Raw genomic sequence first — 25,256 nt, 5'->3', positions numbered from 1 at the left:
ATAATTTATAGGTATTTTGAACTATTGTTACTTTTTCATTTTTATATTGGAGGATTTTGGTGAATTATGTCGAATTATTGTATTCTTAACTAACTGAAGGAGTGGAATATATGTTAATCAGACATGAAAAAAGTAGTAGATTAATCGCATTAGTCATTGTTTTATTATTTGTGTTTTCAAGTGTAAAAGTGTATGCAGAAGAAAATACTTGGACAGAAGTGGGAAGTATGAATTTTTCAAAAAAATATTCTCAGATAGAAGTATTAGATGGGAAAATATATTCTGTAGGAGGATATAATGCAGCAGCTATAGCCAATGTAGAAGTCTATGATTCTGAAACAAATGTATGGACTGAGGTTGCTAGTATGCATACTTTAAGATACAATCACCAAACTGTTATAATGAATGGGAAAATATATGCTATAGGTGGATTAAATAATTTATTATCTGGTACTGATAGATATCTATCAAAAGTAGAAGTATATGACCCTGAAACTGATATATGGACACAATTATTAGATCTAAATTATCAAAGGCAGGGACATCAAGCTGTAGTTTTAAATAATCAAATTTATGCAATTGGAGGCCATGATGGAACTAATTATTCAAGCTCGGTAGAAGTCTATGATTATATTTCTGATAGATGGAATCAACTGGCCAGTATGAACTATGCAAGAACTTTTTTTCAAACAGAAATTATTGATGGAAAAATATATGTGATTGGTGGGTACGGTCTTGATACGAACAGGGGGAGCGGATATTATCCGTTAGCAAATGTAGAAGTATATGATCCTGAAACCAATACATGGACTGAACTTGAAAGTATGGAAGCTACAAGGAGTTATTTTAGTACAGAAGTGATTGATGGGAAAATATATGCTATAGGTGGTAGAGGTGATCAAGCTGGTGGTACAGAGAATCTCCCGTTATCTAGTGTAGAAGTATATAACCCTGAAACAAATACTTGGACAAATGTAGCAAACATGGAAAGAGAAAGAAGATATTTTAAAACAGAAGTAATGAATGGAAAAATATATGCTATTAGTGGACAAGACCAAGTAGGTACTTTAAACAGCGTAGAGGAGTATGATCCGTCAACAAATACTTGGAAGTACGTTTCTAATATTAATACTGGAAGAATTTATTTTGAATCTCAGGTTATAGATGGAAAAATATTTGTTTTTGGAGGAGTAGATAGTAATAATAACCTTTTAAACAGTGTAGAGGTTTATACTCCAATTTCTATTCCTAACATGCCAATAAATTTAATAGCTTCATCAAATGATTCACAAGTTAGTCTAACATGGAATGAAGTAGAGAATACAGATAGTTATATTGTGAAAAGAGCTTTCACCTCTGGAGGACCATATGAAATTATTGCTGAGAATGTAACTGAAACATCGTATATAGATGTAACGGTTGAGAATGATGTGACTTATTATTATGTAGTTTCTTCAGTAAATGTAGATATTGAAAGTGAAAATTCCATAGAAGCGGCTGCAACTCCCAAGTTACCTACAACTAGTTCAAACTTAATTTTAATGGCAGGAGACGCAGAAGTGAACTTAACATGGTCAGCTGTGGAGAACGCTACTAATTATATTGTGAAAAGATCATTAACCTCTGAAGGTCCTTATAATGTGATTGCAGAAAATATAACCGAGACCTCATATCTAGATCTCACAGTTGAGAATGGCGTGACTTATTATTATGTTATTTTATCAGTAAATAATCTTGAAGAAATAGGAAACTCTAATGAAGCCTCAGCAACTCCAGGTTCATCTGGGACGAGTCTCGCAAACTTAACGGCTAGAGCTGAAGATAGCAGAGTTTATCTATCATGGGAAGCTATTGAAGGTGTGGAAAGTTATACAATAAAAAGGTCAACAACTTCAGGAGGACCATATTTTACAATTGCAGAAAATATAACCTCTACTTCTTATATAGATGGAAATCTGATAAACGGGACACCATATTACTATGTAGTTGTAACTGTCGATGAAACTGTTGAAAGCGAGAATTCTAATGAAGTTTTAGTTATACCTGAAGCACCAAATCTTAATGCTCGAGGAATACTTTACATTACTTTTGTAAACGGGCAAGAAAAAGAATACGATTTAAGTATGGCTGAGATACAAGACTTTATAGTTTGGTATGGAAATAGTGCTTCAGGTACAGCATCACCGTTATATACGTTTGATAAAAATTATAACGTTGGACCGTTTGTTAGTAGAACAGATTATATCATTTTAGATAAAATCATGACATTTGAAATTAGTGAATACACACAACTACAGTAGTCAATTAATTAATATGAATAATTTTAAAGGGCCTCGAATTGAGGCTCTTTTATCCAATTGACAACTAAACCTTATTTTAAATGGATTTTATATTTGCAAAAAAATGAAGGAGAGTAACATATGATCGTTATAATAAAAAACTTAAGGCTTTCATTTAAAATATGCTTACTCATTACATTATTTTTTTCTTTTTATAGTATACGTGTTTATGCTTTGGAAGAAACTACTGATTTAATATCTATAAACTTAACAGTTGAAACGGATGAATCACAAATTTATCTTAATTGGGATACTGTGGAAGAAGCTGATTATTACATTATAAAGAGATCTGTAATATCAGAAGGATCATTTATAAATATAGTAGAATCTATTAAACATAATTCATATACTGATTCATCATTAGTAGATAGTATTGTCTATTATTATGAAATTGTTGCCATAAAAGAAGGTAATGAAATAGCTTCCTCTACTGAAATTTCTGCATCACTTGAAGGAACATACAATAATAATAGGGCTTTTCTTGTGATCACAATGATCGATGGGAGGAAAAAAGAATACGATGTAAGTATTGGTGAAATAAAAGATTTTATCAGGTGGTATAACGATATCTATTCAGGTATTGGTCCAACTAATTATACATTTAGTAAATCATACAATCTAGGACCATATACTAATAAAGTTGAAAATATATATTATGGTGATATTTTGTTGTTTGAAGTAAAAGAATATTTAGGACCTCCAAAAAGATTTCGATTTAGCTCTTCAGATACTTCCATTGATATTTCATGGGATGAGGTACCTCATGCTACTAGTTATGAAATCGAAATTGATGGAGGAGATATTATTGAAGTGGAAAATGAAAATTATGTACATGAAGTCTTGACTTTAAATAATCAGCATTATTATCGTGTTAGAGCAATTAATGAGATAATGATAAGTGAGTGGTCGGAAGTTAAATCGTATATCAATTGGAACAACGAACCAGCTTTAGCTTTTTCTAATGAAAATTGGGTTTTTGATACAACACAAGATCGAGAATTGAATATTATTTTGAAAGGCAATGCTTTGCAGGATATCTACACTGCTCAATTTGAATTAAATTATGATCCAAAATTAATAAAGATAGATGATAACACAGTAAAAAATCTATTTAATTTAGAAGAGTTGAGTTACCTTTCTTATGAAATAAATGAAGGTTCAGGTAAGATTAAAGTTCTTGTATCCAATCTAGGGAATCAGGTCGGTAAAGATGGGGAAATAAACTATTTTCAAATTGACGGTACATTATTATTGAATCAAGCAGCATTAAGTATGTCAGAGGTTATACTCGTCACATCTCAAGGTGAATTTATTGAAATAGAGCCAGCACAACCTCTAATAATTAAAGAGCTGATTCGTGAGAGATAGACCATGCCTTATTTGGAACATGGATACAATAGGGGGACTCAACATTGAAACACTTTTTAAATAGAAAATATGTAACAACGAAAAATAATCATACCTTTTTGATCATCATGACTCTGATTTTCATAGGACAATTATTTTATACCGAAGATAGTATAGCTAAAGTCATAGATATAGATGAGTCATTAGAACAAAGTGTTACAGAAACAAAAACAAGCAATAACTTTGAAGAGAAAAGAGAAGTTTCTAATGGGGGTTATAGTGGTGTTCTTGAATTAGTAGGTATCGATGAAGACAGAGAAACGGAGTATGATACTACGACTGAAAGTAAGACATTTAACAAAAGTAGATCCAATACAATTACTAACTTTTATGATACGGAAGGTAACCATACGAGTACTCATTATTCAGCTGGCACATCAAACGTTGGAAGTAGCTATACTATTAATGAAGATGGATATTCAGGAAGCATTCCAAGGGTAGAACCTACTCCTTGTACTTCTACACAAACAATTACAAATTCAGATGGATCGTACAAAACGAAAAAAACTTGTACTGCACAATACAGAGGTACACTAACGAAAACAATTACATATTCATATTATGTATACTATTACACTGGTGAATATAAGGGCAGATCCTATCACGATGATATTATTTTACAAAATCTAGGCGAACCTGTGAATTCAGAAGGTGTAAATGAGCCTGTTAATATTGTCACAGGTAACTACTACGCTTCCGCATCAGATTTAACGATTCCTGATCTTGGTTTAGCTCTAGAAGTCAATAGATTCTATAATTCATTAGACCAAGAAAGTGGTTTACTAGGAAAGTCATGGAAGTTTAGTTATGAAAGTTTCTTAGAAGTAGATTCTATAGATAATGTTACCATTACGTATCCTGATGGTCGTAAGGGATATTTTATGCTGGATGAGGAAACAGGGTTATATATCGCACCTCAAACTATTTTTGATACTCTAATAAAAAATACAGATGCGTACGAATTGACATGGCAGTCTAATAAAACTACATATATTTATGATTTGGAAGGTAAATTAATTGCCATTCGTGACCGTAATGACAATATTGTCACACTGGAATATGATGCATCTAATCAACTGAGTAAAGTGATTGGAGCGAGTGGAAATCATCTTTCGATCAACATTGTAAATGAACGAATTGATTCGGTTACAGATGCGATAGGAAGAACGATTGAATATACGTATGTAAATGACGAACTTAGACAAGTGAAAGGTATAGGTGGAGGGACAACAACCTATACATACAACCCACACGGTTTAACGTCAATAACAGACGAAAATGGGAACACTTTTATTACAAACGAATATGATCCATTTGGACGTGTCATTCGTCAGTTAGATGCAGATCAAAATATCATTACGTATGAATATGATGATGCTAACTCAATAAACACTTATACCGTTCAAGCGACGGGTCGTAGTATAAGTTATGCATACAATGAGAGATTGTATATCACGAAAAAGAGTTTTGATGATGAAACTTATGAGCAGTATGGATATGACGAATGGGGAAATCGTATTTCTGTCAGAGATCGAAATGGGAATAGTAAACAATATGAATATGATCAAAGAGGAAATTTAATATTAAGTACTTCTCCGAGTCCATTTTCATTTCAAAACATTTATGAATATGATGCATTTGATAATCTAGTATCCGTCACTAGACCTAATGGCCAACAAACTTCTTTTGATTATGATAATAACCATAATTTAATAAAAACAACGAAACAAATAGATGAAACTAATCAAGCAATCACAAGTTACATCTATGATTTATCTGGAAGACTAGAAACAATCACCGATGCTGAAGGTAACGTTCAAACCTATACATATGGGACTAGCAATCAGCCAATAGAAGCTATTGATCGGGAACAGAATACGGTAAGTTATGTGTATGATGAAGTAGGGCGTATTCAAACATCTACCAATGTCGATGGTACGATAAGCTTTGAATATAATGACAACAATAAAATAGAAAAAATAACAGACGCTGAAGGTCATATCACTCGTATGAAATATGATGTGCGAGGAAATTTGATCAAAACGATTCTTCCAGAACAGTATGATGAAAATACGGATGATGGAATAGGAACTTCATTTGAGTATGATGCTCTAGACAATCCGATTCAAGTCATCGACCCATTGGATAACGTCATTGCAATGAAGTATGATGTCGATGGAAATAAAAGTAAAGATATTAATCCTAATGAATATAATGCAGCCACGGGTGATGGTGCTGGAATTAGCTACAAATATAATGATAAGAAGCAAATCACTCATGTGACATATCCGTCCGGTCAGCAGTCAAGCATTGTATATGATGGTGTCGGTAATATAATAAAAATGATCGATGCGAATCATTTTGATGAACAATCGGATGATGGAAAAGGGATGCAATATTTTTACGATGAAATGAATCGTTTGATTGAAGAGAGAGATCCTGAAGGAAATGTAATCAAGCGTTATGTGTATGATAAAAATAATTTTGTAACGAAAATCATTGATGCAAAAGGGTATTTAAGTGGGAATGATGATAGTTCCCGTTATGGAACCCTCTATACATACAATTTAACGGGATGGCTATTAGAGCAAAGAGTTCCTTTAAAACAAGAAGGAGACACCGTACTATATCGTATTACAACCTATGAATATGACAAATTAGGTCGTATTGAAAAAGAAAAGAAATCAACAGAATATGTCACAGAAGATAGTGAGCCAACTTCATGGCATGAGATCCAATATACGTATGATGGGAATGGTAAAGTAACATCAGTAGTGGATTCAGCTGGTGCTCATATGGAGTTTCAGTATGATGCTTTTGGTCGTACGGTTTTAGAAAGAGTTAAAATGGATGATCAGCAATGGGGAATAAAGGGGTATGAATATAATGCAGTAGGCAGGTTAATTCATATATGGAATGAAATTGATGCAGAGGATGTCATCCATGGTGGTTCTGAATTTATTAAATCCCAAACGACCAGAGAGTATGACGGCAATGGAAATCTCATCAAAGTTACCTCTCCAGAAGGATATGTGACGGAATACATTTACGATGAGGCCAATCGATTAGTAGAACAAAGACAAGAAGTACAAGAAGATCAAATTGATGTATTAAGTACAAAAGCCATTATTGATGGTAGAAAAATAGTATATCCTGAACAAACTTATGAATACAAGCTAAAACTACAACCTGATGGTGAGATCTCTTCATACTCAATAGATGTAGCATACGATACTCGTATATTGGAATTAGTAGAGATGGGCTCCGTAGAAGAAAATACGAGTGTGAATAGTGATACGTTAGGAAAAATACATTTTCAAGCCGAAAATGCAAATTATACTGAAGAAAACATACTGGGTTCTATGGTATTCCGAGTAAAAGAAAATACATTAGGGACAGGTTATGTTACGATTTCTCCAACTTCCACTTATGTGGATGGAGAAGGAACGAGTTATCAGTTTACGGAAGTGATTGGACAGGCTGCAGAAGCAAGTATACCGGACATGAACGATAACAGCCTAGTAGAAACAAACGATTTTACCTTTACGGCATTGTTAGATCAAGTCCAAATCAACCAACCTGAATATGAAGAAAAATATGACATCAACGGGAATAGTCTTATTGACGTACCTGATTTAGATTATATTAAAGATTGGTTGTTTGCAGACAAAACGAATGTCATGCAAGATCTTTCACGAACTTATTTTGCTGAAAAACAAACATCAAGCGTTTATAAGATGGAAACTGCAACAGTAACCCGTACGATTCAATATGAATATGATAAGGCAGGGAATTTGATCAAAGAAATTGACCCTAACGGCCATGTTACAACTTACGTCTATGATACTTACAATCGTTTAATAGAAGTAATAGATAGAGAAAATGGAAGAACGAAACTTGAATATGATGAAGTTGGAAATGTTACCAAAGAAGTGCTCCCTGAACAATCTAATTCGAATGCAGGTGTTACCTACAGTTACGATAGTTTAAACCGGTTGAATATGATTACCGATGTTTTAGGAAATGTCATTCAGAAAAATAGTTACGATGTAAATGGTAACCTCATAAAAGTGATCGATGCTAATGGATATGATTCAGCAGATAGCGATGACTTAAGACATGGGTTGGAATATACGTATGATATTGGAAATCGTTTGTTGACATTAACCACGCCTGAAACAAAAAATGCAGGTGTAACCAATAGCAATTACACATATAACGCATTAAATCACGTACTTACTTATTCAGATGGTTTAAACCACACAACAACCTACGTACGAGATATTTGGGGTAACCCTTTAACCGTCACGGATGCAGAAGGACATACATCTCAATTTAAGTATGATTTAGCTGGAAATCTAGTTTCATCTACTGATGGGAATGGAAATACAACGAATTATGAATACAACCAATTTCATTTACTGAGATCGATCACAGACCCATTAGGTCAGACAATGAATTATGTATATGATTTAGGAGGTCGTCTACGTACAGAAGTAAATCGTAACAATCAAACGATAGCTTATGTTTATAATCGTGATCATCAGCTGATTTCTCGTTCGATTGAAGGTGACGAAAACAGTTTAGAAAAGTTCCTTTATAATAAGGACGGAAGTATATTAGCAGCGATTAATGACTATGGAGTCAATGAATATCGCTATACTGCAAATGGTTATTTAGCATCAGAGTGGAGAAATGGCCAACAAATCCTGACATACGAATATGATCAGAATGGAAACATTGTTGGATTCGTGGATGCTAGCGGAGATTGGACTCGGTATTCCTATGATGATCACAATCGAATTCAAAACGTATTTGATGGAGAAGAACTATTAGCAACCTATAACTATAATAAGGATAGTACGGTTGCAAACACACAGTATTCAACGGGAATACAATCCGATTATACCTATGACAAGGATTTAAACATCTTAGGTTTAACGCACAAAAATACTCAAAATGAGATCATATCACAATATGTGTATACCTATGATGTGAATGGAAATCTGTTAAGTGAGACAAAAAACGGAGAATCAACAGATTACACGTACGATAAGTTAAATCAGTTGCATACCGTATTCAGCAATAACGAATTAGAAACCTATACCTATGATGCTATAGGAAACCGTATAGAAAAAATCAAGGGAGCAGACACAACCACTTACGGTTATGATCCAAACAATCGTCTGTTAGAACAAGTTCTCAATGGCACACAAACTACGTTTACCTACGATCCAAATGGAAACTTGTTAAAAGAAATCACAGGTGAACAAGAAAAAACGTATACGTATGATGGATATAACCAACTAATCCAATCCTTCAAGCCAGATGGAACGTGGATGGACTATGATTACAATGCACAAGGTTGGCGTCATGCAATCAGTGAAAATGGAATCCGTTCTGAATTCACAGAACATTTTGGACAAGTGATTCTTGAGCAAAATAACGTGGGAGAAATAATGAACAGAACCCTACGTGGCTATAACATCTTAGCACAGCAAGATCAGAAGGATAACGTCGGGTATTATTTGCAAAATGGCCATGGTGATGTGATTAGCATCGTAGATGGAACAGGAGAAATACTTAATGCATATGAATATGATGCGTTTGGAAATACAACCAACGCCATAGAACAAGTAACAAACCGTTTCCTTTATGCAGGGGAACAATTTGATTCGATTACAGATCAATACTATTTAAGAGCCAGATACTACAATCCACAAATAGGACGATTTACACAAGAAGATATCTTCCGTGGAGATGGATTGAACTTATATGTGTATGTTTCGAACAACCCATTGAGATATATTGATCCTACGGGGTATTGGAAGGATGATGTTGGAAAAGTTTGGAATGTAACAGTGGATATTATTCAAATACCAGATAACTTTACAGAAGGAGCGTCAGATGCTGCATGGGACTCCCTTGAAGGTTTGGTTTATATGGCATTCCACCCGTTTGAAACGAAAGACAATATTCAGTATGCAATTGAAAACCCGGATGAAGTCTATATTGGAGCAATTGAAAGTTTGGAAGATCTAGAAAATCAGTTCTACGAAAATAACTTTGACGATAATGCCCAATTAATTGGATATATTGCTTTTGATTTTGTAAATCCTTTTAAGAAAATAGAGAATGTTTCTGATGCAGGATCACTTGCCAAAAAAGTGAGTGATGATAAGGGAAGTAATAATGATACAGATAGCAATATTGATATTGACTGCATTATGAACTGTTTTACAGCTGGAACAAAGGTTCTTACTGAAGATGGGGAAAAACCGATAGAAGAGATACAAGTAGGGGATAAAGTTCTAGCCAAAGATGATGTAACAGGTGAAATGGGATATAAGGAAGTTGTAGGACTCTTCCAAAGAGAGGCCGATGAAATCTATTCTCTTTATATTGAAAATGAAATCATCGAAGTAACAGCTGAACATCCTTTCTGGCTTGATGGTGAAGGTTGGACGTTGGTTAAAGATTTACAAGTGGGTGATTATCTTGTAAGTACTGATGGTTCAATTAAAATAATAGATAAAATAGAAATAGAACAACGTACCACTACAGTGTATAATTTTGATGTAGAAGATTATCATTCTTACTTTGTTTCTAACCTTGGGATTTGGGTTCATAATTGTAGTCCAGAAGGAAATGGGAATGATCAATATTGGAAGCAGTATACTGAGGGACTAGATTGGAGCATTACTAGTAAAAAAGGTGAGACAAGGGGAGAACATGTTGAAAAACATGGTACAAATAACCTACAGAAAAAAGAACATGGAGTTTTTTATGGAAATCCTACAGATGTAATAAACAATGCATGGAATAATAAGGGGAATGTAACACCAATTACTGAGGGGAACGTGGATATTTATCATATTCCTTATCCAAACGCTGGACATGCAGGAGGCTATGCTTCGCAGGGGCAAAACCTTGATTACATAACTATTATTACTCAAAAGGATACAAATAAAATTATTACAGGTTTTCCTTCAGTAGGTGAATAAAGGGGAGTAAAGAATTGCATAATTATTATCAGTTTAAAGTTGCATGGTGTCCTATATGTTCACAGGGATGGGTAGAAATTGTGAAGACTATAAAATCTAACCGACTACATGTTATGTGTAGTGAATGTGAGTCTGAATGGGATAAACCTGATAAAATTAATTTGAAAAATGTTAGAACGTATTCTGAAAAAGATCAGGTTAGTGATCCGTCAATTGAAGAAGTTCAAAGAGTGGGATGGGAGAAATATATATTGAATGATTAGCTAAGCAGTACAACAAAATGATATCAACTAAAAGTAATTAAATGAGGAAGCGATGTTTGACGATGTTGTGATTCATTGCTTCCTTAACCTATTTCATTTATTTGTGTAAAATGATTAAGACACCTGATACCCCAACTTCTCTATCTTACTTAACCATTTCCGTTTTCTCTTAACCGTAGATTTCCTAACCTGATCTACAGAAGTGATTCGAACAGGTTTAATGCCACAAAAATTTAAAATACTTTTTTTCATAGAATTATGCCCTGGTTTTCCTTGAAATAAAGTATAGTACCATTTAGGAGAATCCATAGTTACGATAAGCCTTGCCGTTTTTTCAGTTAATAATTGATCAACCATTGCAGAATTTTCTTTGTATTTAAACGCAAATCCAGGTAAAAACACTCTATCAATAAACCCTTTTAATAGGGCTGGCATTGTTCCCCACCAATTAGGATAGATGAAGACAAGATGATCGGCCCATGTGATTAAATCCTGAGCTTTCATTAAATCATCTTCTAAGTCTTTTCTATCGTATGTATATCCTTTATATATGGGATCAAATATCAAATCAGCCACTCGTATTTTTTTGACTTCTGCTCCTTTTTTGATTGCCCCAGTTTTATAAGCGTTTCCAAGAGCAGCACCGAAACTATCTTCATTTGGATTCCCATTAATGATCAGTATTTTTTTCATTTCTGTTTCACTCCTTCTATTTTATTTACGTTGGGATTGATCAATCCGTTTCATAAGATTATTATAAAATCATCTAATTTTTGTTACAATATGGAAAAAGTCATTTTGACATATGACAAAAGTAAAGTATTTGAATACACCAATAAAGGTAGTAAAAGAGTTGAAATTATGCAGAGGAAATATATGTGATGGAAAGCTCATGAATATCGGATTAAAATACTATCTATGTATATAGATTTTATCGAACAATATAGTGTATAATATATTTAACAGGATTCATATAATAAATAAAGAAACCGCAGGTGCTGCTAACACCATACGGTTTCATACAATAGCCGTTAAAATTAGAACGGTAGGCTTTGGTTTTAAGACAAACGGACCGCGACCTTGGAGAGGGGCGGTTCTATTTCATGTTCTTAACAGACAATAAAGCTATAATTAATAACCCCGAAGATAACATTAGAGAAATAGCCTGGAATACTGTCATGGGACATCACCCCCTAACGTTACAAATGAGGGATCAGCCTACCACCCTTCCAACTATTGTATTATTTCTATCATACTACTTTATTCCTTAGAAGGAATTTATTATATTAATTCTTGTGATTTATGACAAAAGTAAAGTGTTTTAGGAGTTTTGATATGATTCAAAAAATGAAAACATATAAAATATTAATCTTCGCAGGATTGTTTCTATTTGCTTTAGTGATAGGGATATATGTATATATCATCAACCATCCCCCACTCTCTTCAAATGGACTTACTTCAAACATAGATAATACAAAAGTAACATTAAATATAAAAAATGATGGGATAAGAAATGTTGAAATTATAGACGTGTTTGTAAATGGAGATAAAGTCACTAAATCGGTGGAGTTAGGAATGAGTTACTCAGAAAAAATGGTTCAACTAAAAGATGAACCCAAATATGATATCGTTTTTGTAAACAACTTTAAAGAAAATGTAATACACCCTAAAACAGATGATATTGATGAAGCAATAAAAAGAAATGAACCTACAGATTATGGAATTAGAATCTTACATAATAAGCCGATTGAAACGATAAAGATAAAATATAAATATTTAGGCATGTCATGGGAGTTAATAAAAACTCTAAGCTGAAAATGAGAAAAATTTTTGTCAAATGGTATTTAACCTCCACTATTGTCTCGATCTTGCCCCATAACATAATTAGAGCTTTCTCCGTCTTTACTGTGTGGGTTAATACCTCTTTGATATAAATTATTATTCTTTTTACGTTTTAGATCGATAAGGAGAGCAAATAGTAGTAACGCTATAAAAAATCCAATAACCCAAAACCAAAACATTTAACCAGCCCCTAATGATAATAATGGTAATTTATTCATTTTATTTTACCATAGTCGTTCATATGACAGCGAAGATTCACTACAGGAATAAAAGTTGAGGATAGACTAATATTTGCACACTAAAGGACCGTCCGATGATTTCTTCGGACAGTCTTTTTTAAATCTATGTTATTCTTTGGACTCTTTCTCTTTTTTATCTAATAATTCATTTGCTTGATTGATTTCTGCTGAATTGGAAGGAATTGGTTTGGTTATTTCAGAAACATCAAATCCTCCGATCGCAGAAACCCCCAATAAATAAGATGATAATGCAACGGTAGATACTAATTTTTTAAATGCCATCTTAACTTCCTCCTATTCCATTTAAATCGAAATGTTTTGTGTTTGAATAGCATAACCTTCTTTGCTTAAGAAAAAGTTAGGTAGACATTAAAATCACATAAAAAATTGAATTTTGTTCTCCCAAAAATGAGGATGAATACGTCTGTTCATGAGAAAAGGATACTTTTTATATTTCATCTAAAAAATACTAAATTTTATGTGGAAAAAACTACTTAATTTGACGTAATAGATGGTATAATGTAAAAAAAGCTGGTTTTTGCGTGTAATCTAATCTATTTTTACGATTTTCTAAGCAGATAGATGCATTTTTTTACTATGAGACGACATATTTTTTTCGAACTAGCTTTTTTATGCAAGGATTTTTATTGTTAATGTCGAAGTTTATAATTTAATGCATGTTCAAAAAGTTCAGTTTTCAGCACCGAGAAGATTGTGCGAATATGAAGAAGCCGGAGCGGAGTGTAGTGATTTGTTACATGAGCACCGGACTTTAAATATGAGTGCAATATTCGATGTCGAAATCACTCCTTGAAATGGTTCGTGATCAAAAGGGTGCTTTTTGAACAACCTCTAAGACTACCAAGAATCGGGAAGTGATAAAGTGATAGAAATGCAGGGTGTTTTTAAAAAATATCCAGATGGTAATGAAGCGTTAAGAGGAATTAACTTAAAAGTTGATCAAAATGAATTTGTATACATAGTAGGCCCATCAGGTGCTGGTAAATCCACGTTTATGAAACTCATATATAGAGAAGAAAAACCTACCAAAGGACAAATTGTCGTAAACGGCTTTAATATAGGGAAGTTAAAACAACGAAAAATCCCATACGTGAGAAGAAACATAGGTGTTGTATTCCAAGATTTCCGCTTACTCCCGAAACTGACAGTTGCAGAAAATGTCGCTTTTGCAATGGAAGTCATAGAAGAACCGAAAAAATTCATCAAAAAAAGAACAAATGAAGTATTAAGTTTAGTTCGATTAAAAGGGAAAGCAAACGCCTATCCTTCCCAGTTATCAGGGGGGGAACAGCAAAGAGTAGCGATTGCTAGAGCTATTGTAAACAACCCTTCTCTTATTATTGCAGACGAACCTACAGGGAACTTAGATCCAGAAACCTCTTTGGGAATTATGGAGTTACTAGAGGAAATTAATTTTAGGGGAACAACGATCATCATGGCTACGCATAACAAAGATATCGTAAATAAAATGAGAAAAAGAGTCATAGCCATCGAAGACGGAGTCGTTGTACGTGACCAAGAACGAGGTGAATACGGTTATGAAACTTAGCACAATCGGTCGTCACTTTCGTGAAGGGTTCAAAAATGTCAGTCGCAACGCATGGATGTCTTTTGCTTCTATAAGTTCTATAGCCATTCCTCTTTTTATACTAGGTGTGTTTTTACTTCTAACTTCTAATGTAAATCAATTTTTAGGTGATATAGAAAGTCAAGTAGAAGTCAAAGTTTTCCTCAATACGGAAATACCGGAAGAAGAAATTCTTTCCATTAAAAACAATATAGCCGGCATTGAAGAAATCAAAAGAGTAACACATATTACAAAAGAACAAGGCATAGCTGAACTGAGAGAAAAAATCGGTGATCCATTGGAAGGATATGATGGGGAAGATAATCCACTCCCAGATTCCTTCGTCGTTGAAGTATATAATTCAAGAGAAGTAAAAACCGCTGCTGAAAAAATTGAAAAGTTGTATGAGGGTGAATTCATAACGATTGAGAGAGCCGTCTCTGAAGGAGTAGCACAAACAGAAGAAGAGAATACGACTGATGGGCAAAGTACACCCGAAGGGCAAACTTCAACAGAAAACACGACAGATGAACAGGGAATCCAAGAAGATCAATTGGTAGAAGAAATACAAATTCCAGTCATAGAAAGTGTGAAGTATGGACAAGGATATGTAGAAAATTTACACAAAATCACCAGTACAATCCGCAACATTGGTTTCATTATTGTTATCGGTTTAGTATTTACAGCGATGTTTTTGATCGCAAATACGATTAAACTTACGATTATGGCAAGAAGTAATGAAATCGGGATTATGAAACTAGTAGGAGCAACCAATCAATTTATTCGCTGGCCATTTTTTGTAGAAGGGGCTGTTATTGGATTCATAGGTTCATTCATTCCAAGTGCTGTTCTATATTTTGGATATGCTGAACTAGTAGAAAGAAGTCAGTTGCAGCTTGGTATTCTAGGAATGGAAATGATACCTCAAAATGAGGCCACACCAAATATATTACTTGCATTGTTTGTAATCGGTGTAGTCATTGGCGTTTTTGGAAGTGTTTTATCTGTAAGAAAACATTTGAAGGTGTAATCTATTAATATTTAAAAATAGGAGGAACGGACGTTGAAGAAGAGTCTAGTAGTAATGATATCATTTTTATTTATTTTTTCCTCAATAATATTGCCAGAGCAAGGACAAGCGGATAATTCAGCTGAAATAAAAGCAATAAATGCTCAATTGAAAGAGTTACAAGCTAAAGAAGCTCAAGCTAAAGCGAATAGGCAAGCAGCACTAAATCAGATAAATAATTTAAATAGTCAAATTGCAAATACAGAACAAGATATACAGGAAATTGAACTTCAAATAGCCACTAAAAATAAAGAAGTAGAAGTACTTGAGGGTACGATTGCTCAAACAAAAGAGGAACTTGAAGCAGCTAAGCTTGAGCTTGATAATGCAATACAACGAGTAGAAGATCGAAATGAATTATTGAAATCTAGACTTCATATTATGTACACAAACGGTTCCGTCTCCTATTTGGATGTATTATTAAGCTCTACTAGTTTTACAGATTTCTTAGATCGTTTTCAAGCTCTAAACTCTATACTAAATAAAGATAAAGAACTATTAGAAGCACGTAAACATGATCAAGCGGTTATTGAAAAAGCGAAAGGAGAAGTAGAAACTAGAATAGTAGCACTAAATGATAACCTTGATCAATTAGAACAATTACGATCGGAATTGTATACTCAGGAAAAAGAAAAAGCAGTTGCAATTACTAGTTATAAAGGTCAAATAGAGATCCATGAAGAGATTTCCAAAGAAGAAGAAGAAGCAATGACTAATATGATAGCGGAAAGATCTAAGTTATTAGCCAAAAAAGCAAGTTTGACTTACGATGGAAAGTTTGGGTATCCACTTCCAACGGATAGACAATATCGTGTGACCTCCTATTATGGAACAAGAACGGATCCGTTTACGGGTAGAACTTCAAGTCATACAGGAGTGGATGTTGCAGCACCTGGTGGAACTAACATTTTAGCATCTGCTGGTGGTGTCGTGATTGTGGCAGAATATATGAGTTCCTACGGGAATGCTGTGGTTATAGAACACGGGGATGGTATAAAAACCTTATATGCACATATGCGTCAGATTAATGTTTCAGTGGGACAAAATGTAAACCGTGGAGCTAAAATAGGTGAAGTAGGAACAACGGGTAGGTCTACAGGGAACCATTTACATTTTGAAGTGCGTAAGTGGGATTCTCGTGTAGATCCTAATAAATACGTTAAATTCTACTAAATGTATTAATTGGATTACGCTTGACATATACTACAAAGATGAACTTTAAGATCCAAGGTTAGGATGGTGAGTCTATGGTTTTAAAACGCCGTACGGTTATATTATTAATCATCTTTTCGATGATGATTGGAGCTGTGCTATCGATTGCGATTGTGAATTGGAGCATTTCCATTTTTGCTGAACAAGATGAAACAGGACAAGAAGTATTAAAAGAAGAGACAGAGGACGTCACCGGTTTTACAGAAACGGATCTAAAAAAGATGTCAACCGTATTTGAAATTATTGAAAACGCATATTACAAAGAAATGGATAAAACTGAAATTATAGATGGTGCAATTCGAGGGATGCTTACTTCCCTTGACGACCCATATTCAGTATATTTTGATGCAGAGCAATCTAAAATGTTTCGAGAAGCGGTTAATTCATCCATTTCTGGGATTGGTGCCGAAGTGACGATGGAAGATAATAGGGTGACTGTGGTTTCACCGATAAAGGATTCTCCAGCAGATGAGGCTGGCATTCGTGCTAAGGATCAGATTATTTCTGTGAATGGAGAAAGTTTAGAAGGATTAACTTTGAATGATGCGGTTTTAAAAATTAGAGGTCCAAAAGGAACGCAAGCGAAGCTGAAAATACTAAGACCGGGATTCAACGAGCCGATTGAAATTATTGTTGTTCGTAATAAGATTGATTTGGAAACGATTCAATCTGAAATGTTAGAAAATAATATAGGTTACATTGAAATCAAGCAATTTGCCGAACAAACAGCAGAACGATTCCATGAAGACTTAGAACAATTAGAAAGTGATGGGATGTCATCTTTAATCATAGATGTACGTAACAATCCAGGTGGTTATTTGAATGTAGCTATTGATTTATTGGATCCATTGCTAGAAAAGGGAACAGTGCTCGTATACGAAGAAGATCGTGAAGGAAATCGTAAAGAACATATTTCCAAGTCAGATGGAAAACCTTACTCCATCGTTGTACTAACGAACAGTGGAAGTGCTAGTGCTTCAGAGATTTTAGCTGGAGCCATTATGGAATCTGACAAAGGTATCATCGTTGGTGAAACTACATTTGGAAAGGGAACAGTCCAAAAGACATTTTCTAGTGGTGTAGATGATGGCAGTGAGTTGAAAGTGACGGTTGCCAAATGGCTTACCTCTAGTGGAGCATTTATACATGAGGTAGGGATTGAACCTGATTATAAGGTTGAGCAACCAGCATTTTTCACTGTAGCTCCTTTGCCAAAAGATAAAGTTTTAGCGCTTGAATCAGTAGGTGAAAGTGTAAAAACATTACAGATTATGCTTGAGGGTTTAGGGTTTAAGACTGAAAGAAATGACGGATTTTTCGATGTAAAAACAGAAGTTGCCCTTAAAAATTTCCAAGCAGAGAACGGTATACTTGTTACAGGTAAATTAGATGAAGCGACAGCGAATGAAATGGAAAAACAAATTATTGAAAAATTTAGAGATCCAAAAAATGATTCACAATTACAAAAAGCGATTGAAGTATTAAGTGGGAGTTAAACCACTACATATCGCATAAATTGGATGACTTAGAAGGATTTAATTAACTTGGTGTCGAACTGTTTTTAGGAGGATTGGGTCAGAGTGCTCAATCTTCCTATTTTTTTCAGAACAGGATTTTCTATTGTTAATGTTAGCATTTAATTTATATTTCAGAGTAGATTACAAGGAGAACATGCGAATGGAATTATTTATTCAGATTTCGATGGGATTTGTAGAGGCTTTAAAGCTGTTACTCATTCAACCTTTTTATTACATAGGGATTTTATTTGTAATCTTTCAATATCGTAGGCAAATTTACTTGGAAAGGAAATTATTCCATACTAAATTGCATTCACTTATGAATGAAACATGGAGAACCATTGGCTGGGGGATTGTAGGGGGTTTTGTATGTTCATTATTCATAATATTTTTAGGGATAAGTATTTCATTTGATGTATTGATTCTTATTTGGGTTATTTCATTGATTTTGATACTGTTTCGAGTTCGATTTTTATGTTTTTCATATTCTGTTGGTATCTTAGGCATATTACATGTACTCGTGGTTTCATTTCCTTTTTTCGAATCACTTCAATCCACTTGGTTTTTAAAAACATTAATAGATGTTAATGTACCTTCATTACTTAGTTTAGTAGCCATTTTACATTTATTAGAAGCCTTTTTATATTATATGAATGGAACAAAATCCTCTACACCATTGTTTCTTAAAGGGAAACGTGGAAAAATAGTAGGGGGGTATCATTTTCAGGGATTTTGGCCTGTGCCATTGTTTTTATTAGTTCCGACAACTTCCACTGGCATTGTGCTGCCTTGGAATCCAATATTAAGTAATGACATTTTCACAAGTGGTTGGATGATGATCGCATTTCCAGTTGTGATCGGATTTTCTGAAATGACAAGAGTGAAGCTACCTACGCACAAGGTGAAATGGAGTGCAAAGTGGCTCACTATTTATAGTGTAACATTATTGGGATTGGCATTTGTTTCTCATTTTTGGTCTATCTTCACTTTCTCTGCCGTTTTATTATGTATATTGTTTCATGAGGGCATCGTATATTACAGTAAAAAACAAGAATTTAATCAAGTTCCAATTTATGTACATGACCAACGAGGTTTGTTTATTTTGGGTATTTTACCAAATAGCTCTGCTGAAAAAATGGGCATAGAAGTTGGAGAAATTATTCATAAAGTGAACGGTTTGGAAGTGCACACGAAAGAAGAGTTGCATCAGGCTATTCGTATGAACCCAGCTTATTGTAAGTTAGAGATATTGAACCTTGAAGGTGAGAGCAAGTTTGTAAAGGGTGCTCTATTTTCGGGAGAACATCACCATTTAGGTTTAATCTTGGCCCCAGATGAACAAGCGATGTATTATTTAGAGTTAAATGAAAAGCCGATATGGGCTTATATAAAAATGAAACTGTCAGGTATTTTTCGAGTGGATCCATCATCTAATAAAAATATAGAAATTTAAAACCATATTTATAAGCCTTTGGCATTAAGTCCAAAGGCTTTTTTCTGTACACGATTTCCAGTGTCTACGTTCTTGAATGAACTGGAATCGAGGAACATTTAATTACGACAGTAGCTGACGTAATTAAATGTTATATTAAATATAATGCGCAAATTGAGGGGATAATGAAGGGTCACGTTGGTGCTTTAGTTTCATTTGCATCAACCTAAATTTCAAGTTATAATATGGAATGGGAACAAATATTCCTATGAATATAAACTAGGCAGGTGTCTACATGAGTGATATGGTTCAAAGTGATAAAAAGTTTGAGCTGATTTCCGAATATTCTCCACAAGGTGATCAACCACAAGCGATTGAACAGCTGGTTGAAGGAATTGAAGCAGGAAAGAAACACCAAACATTATTAGGAGCAACGGGTACAGGTAAAACGTTTACGATTGCCCAAACGATTGCAAAATTAAATCGCCCCACACTTGTCATTGCACATAATAAGACACTTGCAGCCCAACTGTGCAGCGAGTTTAAAGAGTTTTTTCCTAACAACTCTGTTGATTATTTTGTGAGTTATTATGATTATTATCAACCTGAAGCGTATATGCCAGCTTCAGATACGTATATAGAAAAAGATTCGAGCATTAACGATGAAATAGATCAGCTTCGACATTCAGCTACAAGTTCCCTATTTGAACGAAGGGATGTCATCATAGTAGCGAGTGTATCCTGTATTTACGGACTAGGTTCTCCAAAGGAATATCGTAATTTAGTATTGGATTTAAAAGTTGGCATGGAACAGTCTAGAGATAAGATTTTACATCGATTAGTAGACATCCAGTATCAAAGGAATGATATCAACTTCATTCGAGGCACTTTTCGTGTGCGTGGAGATGTGGTAGAAATATTCCCTGCATCTGGGATTGAACAAGCGATTCGGATCGAAATGTTCGGAGATGAGATTGAAAGAATAACGGAAATTGATGTATTAACAGGTGAAATAATGGGGGAAAGAGAGCATGTTGCTATATTCCCAGCCTCTCACTTTGTGACACATGAAGATACAATGAAAGTGGCACTAAAAAATATTGAGCAAGAGTTAGAGGAACAATTAAAGAATTTTCGTGATCAAGGAAAGTTATTAGAAGCTCAACGTTTAGAACAACGAACAAGATATGATATCGAAATGATGGCAGAAATGGGTTTCTGTTCTGGAATCGAAAACTATTCTGGTCCACTTACCTTTAGAGAAAGAGGAGCTACTCCCTATACTCTTTTTGATTATTTTCCTAAGGATATGTTAATTGTTGTAGATGAGTCCCATGTTACCCTGCCACAAGTACGTGGAATGTATAATGGAGATAGAGCTAGGAAAAACATGTTAGTAGATCACGGTTTTCGTCTTCCATCGGCTTTGGATAACCGTCCTTTAAGATTTGAGGAATTTGAAAAAAAGATTAATCAGATCATTCATGTTTCAGCAACACCAGGTCCTTATGAGCTGGAGCATACACCGGATATGGTACAACAAATTATACGCCCAACAGGGTTGATTGATCCAAAAATTGAAGTTCGACCCACAAAAGGTCAGGTGGATGACCTCATTAATGAAATACAAGAACGTATAGAAAAGCAAGAACGGGTTCTAGTTACAACGTTAACAAAGAAGATGTCTGAGGATTTAACGGACTATTTAAAAGAAATCGGAATTAAAGTAAGGTATTTGCATTCCGATATTAAAACATTAGAACGGATGCAAATCATTAGAGATTTACGATTAGGCACCTTTGATGTTTTAATAGGAATTAACTTGTTAAGGGAAGGTCTCGATTTACCAGAAGTCTCATTAGTGACGATTTTGGATGCTGACAAGGAAGGTTTCTTAAGATCAGAACGCTCGCTTATTCAGACGATTGGTAGAGCGGCACGGAATGTGGATGGATCGGTGATTATGTATGGAGATAAAATCACAGATTCAATGGATAAAGCCATAAAAGAAACAGAGCGAAGACGTGAAATTCAATTAGCTTATAATGAAAAACATGGTATAACGCCAAAAACGATACGTAAAAAGATCAGAGATGTCATTGAAACGAGTAAAGTTGCAGAACAAAAAGCAGATTATATTACAGATAAACAAGCAAGTAAGATGTCCAAAAAAGATCGTAAGACATTAATTGAACGTTTGGAGTCAGACATGAAAGAAGCTGCAAAAAACTTGCAGTTTGAAAGAGCAGCGGAACTTCGCGATGCCGTATTAGAATTAAAAGCACAGGATTGATTAAAAGGAGCGTTTAAAACAATGTCAAAGGATCATATCGTAATTAAAGGAGCACGTGCTCATAATTTAAAAAATATAGATGTATCGATTCCTAGAGATAGCTTCGTTGTACTTACTGGATTAAGTGGTTCAGGGAAATCCTCGTTAGCTTTTGATACGATATATGCTGAAGGACAAAGAAGATACGTTGAATCATTGTCTGCATATGCAAGACAGTTTCTAGGGCAGATGGATAAACCGGATGTAGATTCAATTGAAGGATTGTCTCCGGCTATTTCTATTGATCAAAAAACAACCAGTCGTAATCCGAGGTCTACAGTAGGAACGGTTACTGAAATTTATGATTATCTTCGTTTGTTATACGCACGTGTTGGTAGACCTCATTGCCCCAAACATGGAATTGAAATTACTTCTCAGACAGTAGAGCAAATGGTAGATCGAATATTAGAATACCCTCATAAAACCAAACTGCAAATATTAGCTCCCCTTGTATCAGGTCGTAAGGGTGAGCATGTTAAGTTATTGGAAGATATTCGTAAACAAGGGTTTGTACGTGTACGTGTTGACGGCGATATCAAAGATTTATCTGAAACAATCAAGTTAGAAAAAAATAAAAAACATCATATTGAGGTCGTCATTGATCGCATTGTGATCAAAGATCAAATTCAAACAAGACTGGCAGACTCTATTGAAACAGCTTTGAAATTATCCGAAGGACAGGTCATCATTGATATCATTGGTCAAGAAGAATTGATGTTTAATTCGAATCTCGCTTGTCCAGAGTGTGGATTTAGTTTAGAAGAATTGTCTCCACGAATGTTTTCATTTAATAGTCCTTATGGTGCATGTGCTGAATGTGATGGATTAGGATTAAAAATGATTGTGGATCCAGACCTATTAGTTCCCAATAAAGATAAATCAATTAGTGAAGGTGCATTTGAAGCTTGGGCTGGCAGTACTTCTAATTATTATCCTCAATTTTTAGCTGCTGTATGTGCACATTTTGACATTCCGATGGATGTACCTGTAGAAAAGCTTTCAGAAGAACATATGAACACGTTGTTATACGGAACAGGTGAGGAAAAAGTTAAATTTGTTTATGAAAATGATTTTGGAAAACGTCGGGAAGCGATCGTTCCATTTGAAGGGATTATTAATAATTTAGAGCGAAGGTATAGAGATACAGCTTCCAATGGGATTCGTGAACATATTGAAGGTTTTATGAGTGCGAAACACTGTAATAAGTGTAAAGGACAACGTTTAAAACCTGAAAGCTTGTCTGTTACGATTAATGACAAAAACATTGGTTATGCAACGAGCCTATCCATAAGCGAAGCCTATGATTTCTTTGATTCTTTAATATTGACGGAAAAAGAAACGAAAATTGCTCAGTTGATTTTAAAAGAAATTAACTCGAGATTAGGTTTTCTTAACAATGTAGGATTAGATTATTTAACCTTAAGCAGAGCTGCAGGTACGTTATCTGGTGGTGAAGCACAACGGATTCGTTTAGCCACACAAATAGGATCAAGTTTGATGGGTGTTTTATATATATTAGATGAACCGAGTATCGGATTACATCAGAGAGATAATGATCGATTATTACAAACTTTAAAACATATGCGTGATATAGGGAATACACTTGTTGTTGTTGAACATGATGAAGATACGATGAAGGAAGCCGATTATATTATTGATATCGGACCAGGAGCAGGTATACATGGTGGGACAATCGTTTCACAAGGTACACCTCAGCAAGTGATGGAAGATGAGAATTCTTTAACTGGGAATTACTTAAGTGGTAAAAAATTCATTCCGGTTCCCGTAAATAGAAGAGAACCAAATGGAAAATGGTTAGAAGTAAAAGGAGCAAAGGAAAACAACTTGAGAAATGTAAATGCCAAATTTCCACTAGGTGTGTTCAGTTGCGTAACGGGAGTTTCAGGATCTGGAAAAAGTACATTAATTAACGAAATCCTGTATAAAACATTAGCAAGAGAGTTACACAAGGCGAGTAAAGTGAGACCAGGAAAATATAAAGAAATGAATGGTCTAGAGCATTTAGAAAAGGTTGTTGATATTAATCAATCTCCAATCGGAAGAACCCCGAGATCAAATCCAGCAACTTATACAGGGGTATTTGATGATATAAGAGATGTGTTTGCTGCTACTTCAGAAGCGAAGGTAAGAGGCTATAAAAAAGGAAGATTCAGTTTTAATGTGAAGGGCGGGCGTTGTGAAGCTTGTCGCGGTGACGGAATTATTAAAATTGAAATGCACTTTTTACCTGACGTTTATGTTCCATGTGAAATATGTAAAGGGAAACGATACAATCGTGAAACGTTAGAAGTGAAGTACAAGGGGAAAAATATATCTGACATTTTGGATATGACCATAGAGGATGCATGTGAGTTCTTTAAAAATATTCCTAGAATCCAACGAAAATTACAAACCCTACTTGATGTAGGATTAGGATATATGGATTTAGGTCAACCAGCAACAACTCTTTCTGGGGGGGAAGCCCAAAGGGTAAAACTTGCCTCTGAATTATACAGAAGAAGTACTGGGAAAACCATTTATATATTAGATGAACCAACAACAGGTTTACATGTACATGATATTGATCGTTTGTTAAAAGTATTACATCGATTAGTCGATAATGGGGATAGTGTGTTGGTCATTGAACACAACTTGGATGTCATTAAAACAGCGGATTATATTATCGATTTAGGACCTGAAGGTGGAAAAGGTGGAGGGCAAATCATCGCTTCTGGATCACCTGAAGAACTTATTAAAGTGAAAAAGTCTTATACAGGGAAGTATCTAGCACCTATCTTGAAAAGAGATACAGGTCGGACAACAAGTAATGAATGTATAGATGTGAGTGAAAGTGTTGTTTTATAAATAAAAAATTATAATTATTCAATGAAAATAGCATCTCATTTTGAGGTGCTATTTTCCATTTATTAGATTCCGTAAATAGAGCGGAAATAACAGTAAATTCTGTCATAAGATACTATGTCTTTTATTCGAATTTCGTATTACAATGGT

At 34.5% G+C, this 25,256-nt stretch carries 16 protein-coding genes; 12 read left to right on the top strand and 4 right to left on the bottom strand.

Going from position 1 to position 25,256, the window contains the following annotated elements:
- Window positions 1-110 precede the first annotated feature (110 nt).
- From EPK97_RS17265 to EPK97_RS17250, 4 genes are all read left to right on the top strand, one after another.
- Entirely contained in the window at window positions 111-2,300 is a 2,190-nt protein-coding gene (locus EPK97_RS17265) for a Kelch repeat-containing protein (protein ID WP_162037877.1), read from the top strand.
- A 120-nt stretch (window positions 2,301-2,420) separates the two neighbouring features.
- Window positions 2,421-3,707 (top strand): cohesin domain-containing protein, encoded by a 1,287-nt coding sequence (locus EPK97_RS17260; protein ID WP_162037876.1) that lies wholly within the window; start codon window positions 2,421-2,423, stop codon window positions 3,705-3,707.
- Between the two features lie 44 nt (window positions 3,708-3,751).
- Complete coding sequence (locus tag EPK97_RS17255; RefSeq protein ID WP_162037875.1) at window positions 3,752-10,750, top strand: polymorphic toxin-type HINT domain-containing protein; 6,999 nt, start codon at window positions 3,752-3,754, stop codon at window positions 10,748-10,750.
- Between the two features lie 14 nt (window positions 10,751-10,764).
- Window positions 10,765-11,013 carry a hypothetical protein gene (locus EPK97_RS17250; RefSeq protein ID WP_162037874.1) on the top strand — a complete coding sequence of 83 codons (249 nt, stop codon included), beginning with the start codon at window positions 10,765-10,767 and terminating at the stop codon, window positions 11,011-11,013.
- Window positions 11,014-11,127: 114 nt separating this feature from the next.
- Here the strand turns inward: EPK97_RS17250 and EPK97_RS17245 are convergent, their stop codons facing one another.
- Window positions 11,128-11,706 (bottom strand): NAD(P)H-dependent oxidoreductase, encoded by a 579-nt coding sequence (locus EPK97_RS17245; protein WP_162037873.1) that lies wholly within the window; start codon window positions 11,704-11,706, stop codon window positions 11,128-11,130.
- A gap of 403 nt (window positions 11,707-12,109) precedes the next feature.
- Window positions 12,110-12,193, bottom strand: a complete 84-nt coding sequence (locus EPK97_RS22640) for a putative holin-like toxin (RefSeq protein WP_420826807.1) — start codon at window positions 12,191-12,193, stop codon at window positions 12,110-12,112.
- A gap of 155 nt (window positions 12,194-12,348) precedes the next feature.
- Here EPK97_RS22640 and EPK97_RS17240 point away from each other — a divergent pair, with 155 nt between their 5' ends.
- Window positions 12,349-12,828 (top strand): hypothetical protein, encoded by a 480-nt coding sequence (locus tag EPK97_RS17240; RefSeq protein ID WP_162037872.1) that lies wholly within the window; start codon window positions 12,349-12,351, stop codon window positions 12,826-12,828.
- Between the two features lie 29 nt (window positions 12,829-12,857).
- Here EPK97_RS17240 and EPK97_RS21425 read toward each other — a convergent pair whose 3' ends face one another.
- Complete coding sequence (locus EPK97_RS21425; protein ID WP_170295559.1) at window positions 12,858-13,034, bottom strand: hypothetical protein; 177 nt, start codon at window positions 13,032-13,034, stop codon at window positions 12,858-12,860.
- A gap of 168 nt (window positions 13,035-13,202) precedes the next feature.
- A complete protein-coding gene (locus tag EPK97_RS17235; RefSeq protein WP_162037871.1) occupies window positions 13,203-13,376 on the bottom strand; it encodes a hypothetical protein in 174 nt (57 codons plus the stop codon).
- Between the two features lie 601 nt (window positions 13,377-13,977).
- Here EPK97_RS17235 and ftsE point away from each other — a divergent pair.
- The 7 genes from ftsE to uvrA all read left to right on the top strand — a co-directional run bounded on the left by ftsE (window position 13,978) and on the right by uvrA (window position 25,109).
- Entirely contained in the window at window positions 13,978-14,664 is a 687-nt protein-coding gene (gene ftsE, locus EPK97_RS17230; RefSeq protein ID WP_162037870.1) for a cell division ATP-binding protein FtsE, read from the top strand.
- Window positions 14,654-15,712 carry a permease-like cell division protein FtsX gene (locus EPK97_RS17225; protein WP_240903865.1) on the top strand — a complete coding sequence of 353 codons (1,059 nt, stop codon included), beginning with the start codon at window positions 14,654-14,656 and terminating at the stop codon, window positions 15,710-15,712. Before ftsE ends, EPK97_RS17225 begins: the two co-directional genes overlap by 11 nt.
- A gap of 33 nt (window positions 15,713-15,745) precedes the next feature.
- Window positions 15,746-16,924 (top strand): murein hydrolase activator EnvC family protein, encoded by a 1,179-nt coding sequence (locus tag EPK97_RS17220; protein WP_162037869.1) that lies wholly within the window; start codon window positions 15,746-15,748, stop codon window positions 16,922-16,924.
- A gap of 74 nt (window positions 16,925-16,998) precedes the next feature.
- Window positions 16,999-18,459, top strand: a complete 1,461-nt coding sequence (locus tag EPK97_RS17215) for a S41 family peptidase (RefSeq protein WP_162037868.1) — start codon at window positions 16,999-17,001, stop codon at window positions 18,457-18,459.
- Window positions 18,460-18,640: 181 nt separating this feature from the next.
- A complete protein-coding gene (locus EPK97_RS17210) occupies window positions 18,641-19,933 on the top strand; it encodes a PDZ domain-containing protein (RefSeq protein WP_162037867.1) in 1,293 nt (430 codons plus the stop codon).
- Window positions 19,934-20,207: 274 nt separating this feature from the next.
- A complete protein-coding gene (gene uvrB, locus EPK97_RS17205; RefSeq protein ID WP_162037866.1) occupies window positions 20,208-22,205 on the top strand; it encodes an excinuclease ABC subunit UvrB in 1,998 nt (665 codons plus the stop codon).
- A gap of 21 nt (window positions 22,206-22,226) precedes the next feature.
- Window positions 22,227-25,109, top strand: a complete 2,883-nt coding sequence (gene uvrA, locus EPK97_RS17200; protein ID WP_162037865.1) for an excinuclease ABC subunit UvrA — start codon at window positions 22,227-22,229, stop codon at window positions 25,107-25,109.
- The last annotated feature ends 147 nt before the right edge of the window (window positions 25,110-25,256 follow it).

The sequence above is a fragment of the Chengkuizengella sediminis genome, assembly GCF_010078385.1.
Classification (GTDB): domain Bacteria; phylum Bacillota; class Bacilli; order Paenibacillales; family KCTC-33759; genus Chengkuizengella; species Chengkuizengella sediminis.
This window is presented reverse-complemented; position numbering and strand designations above follow the sequence as displayed.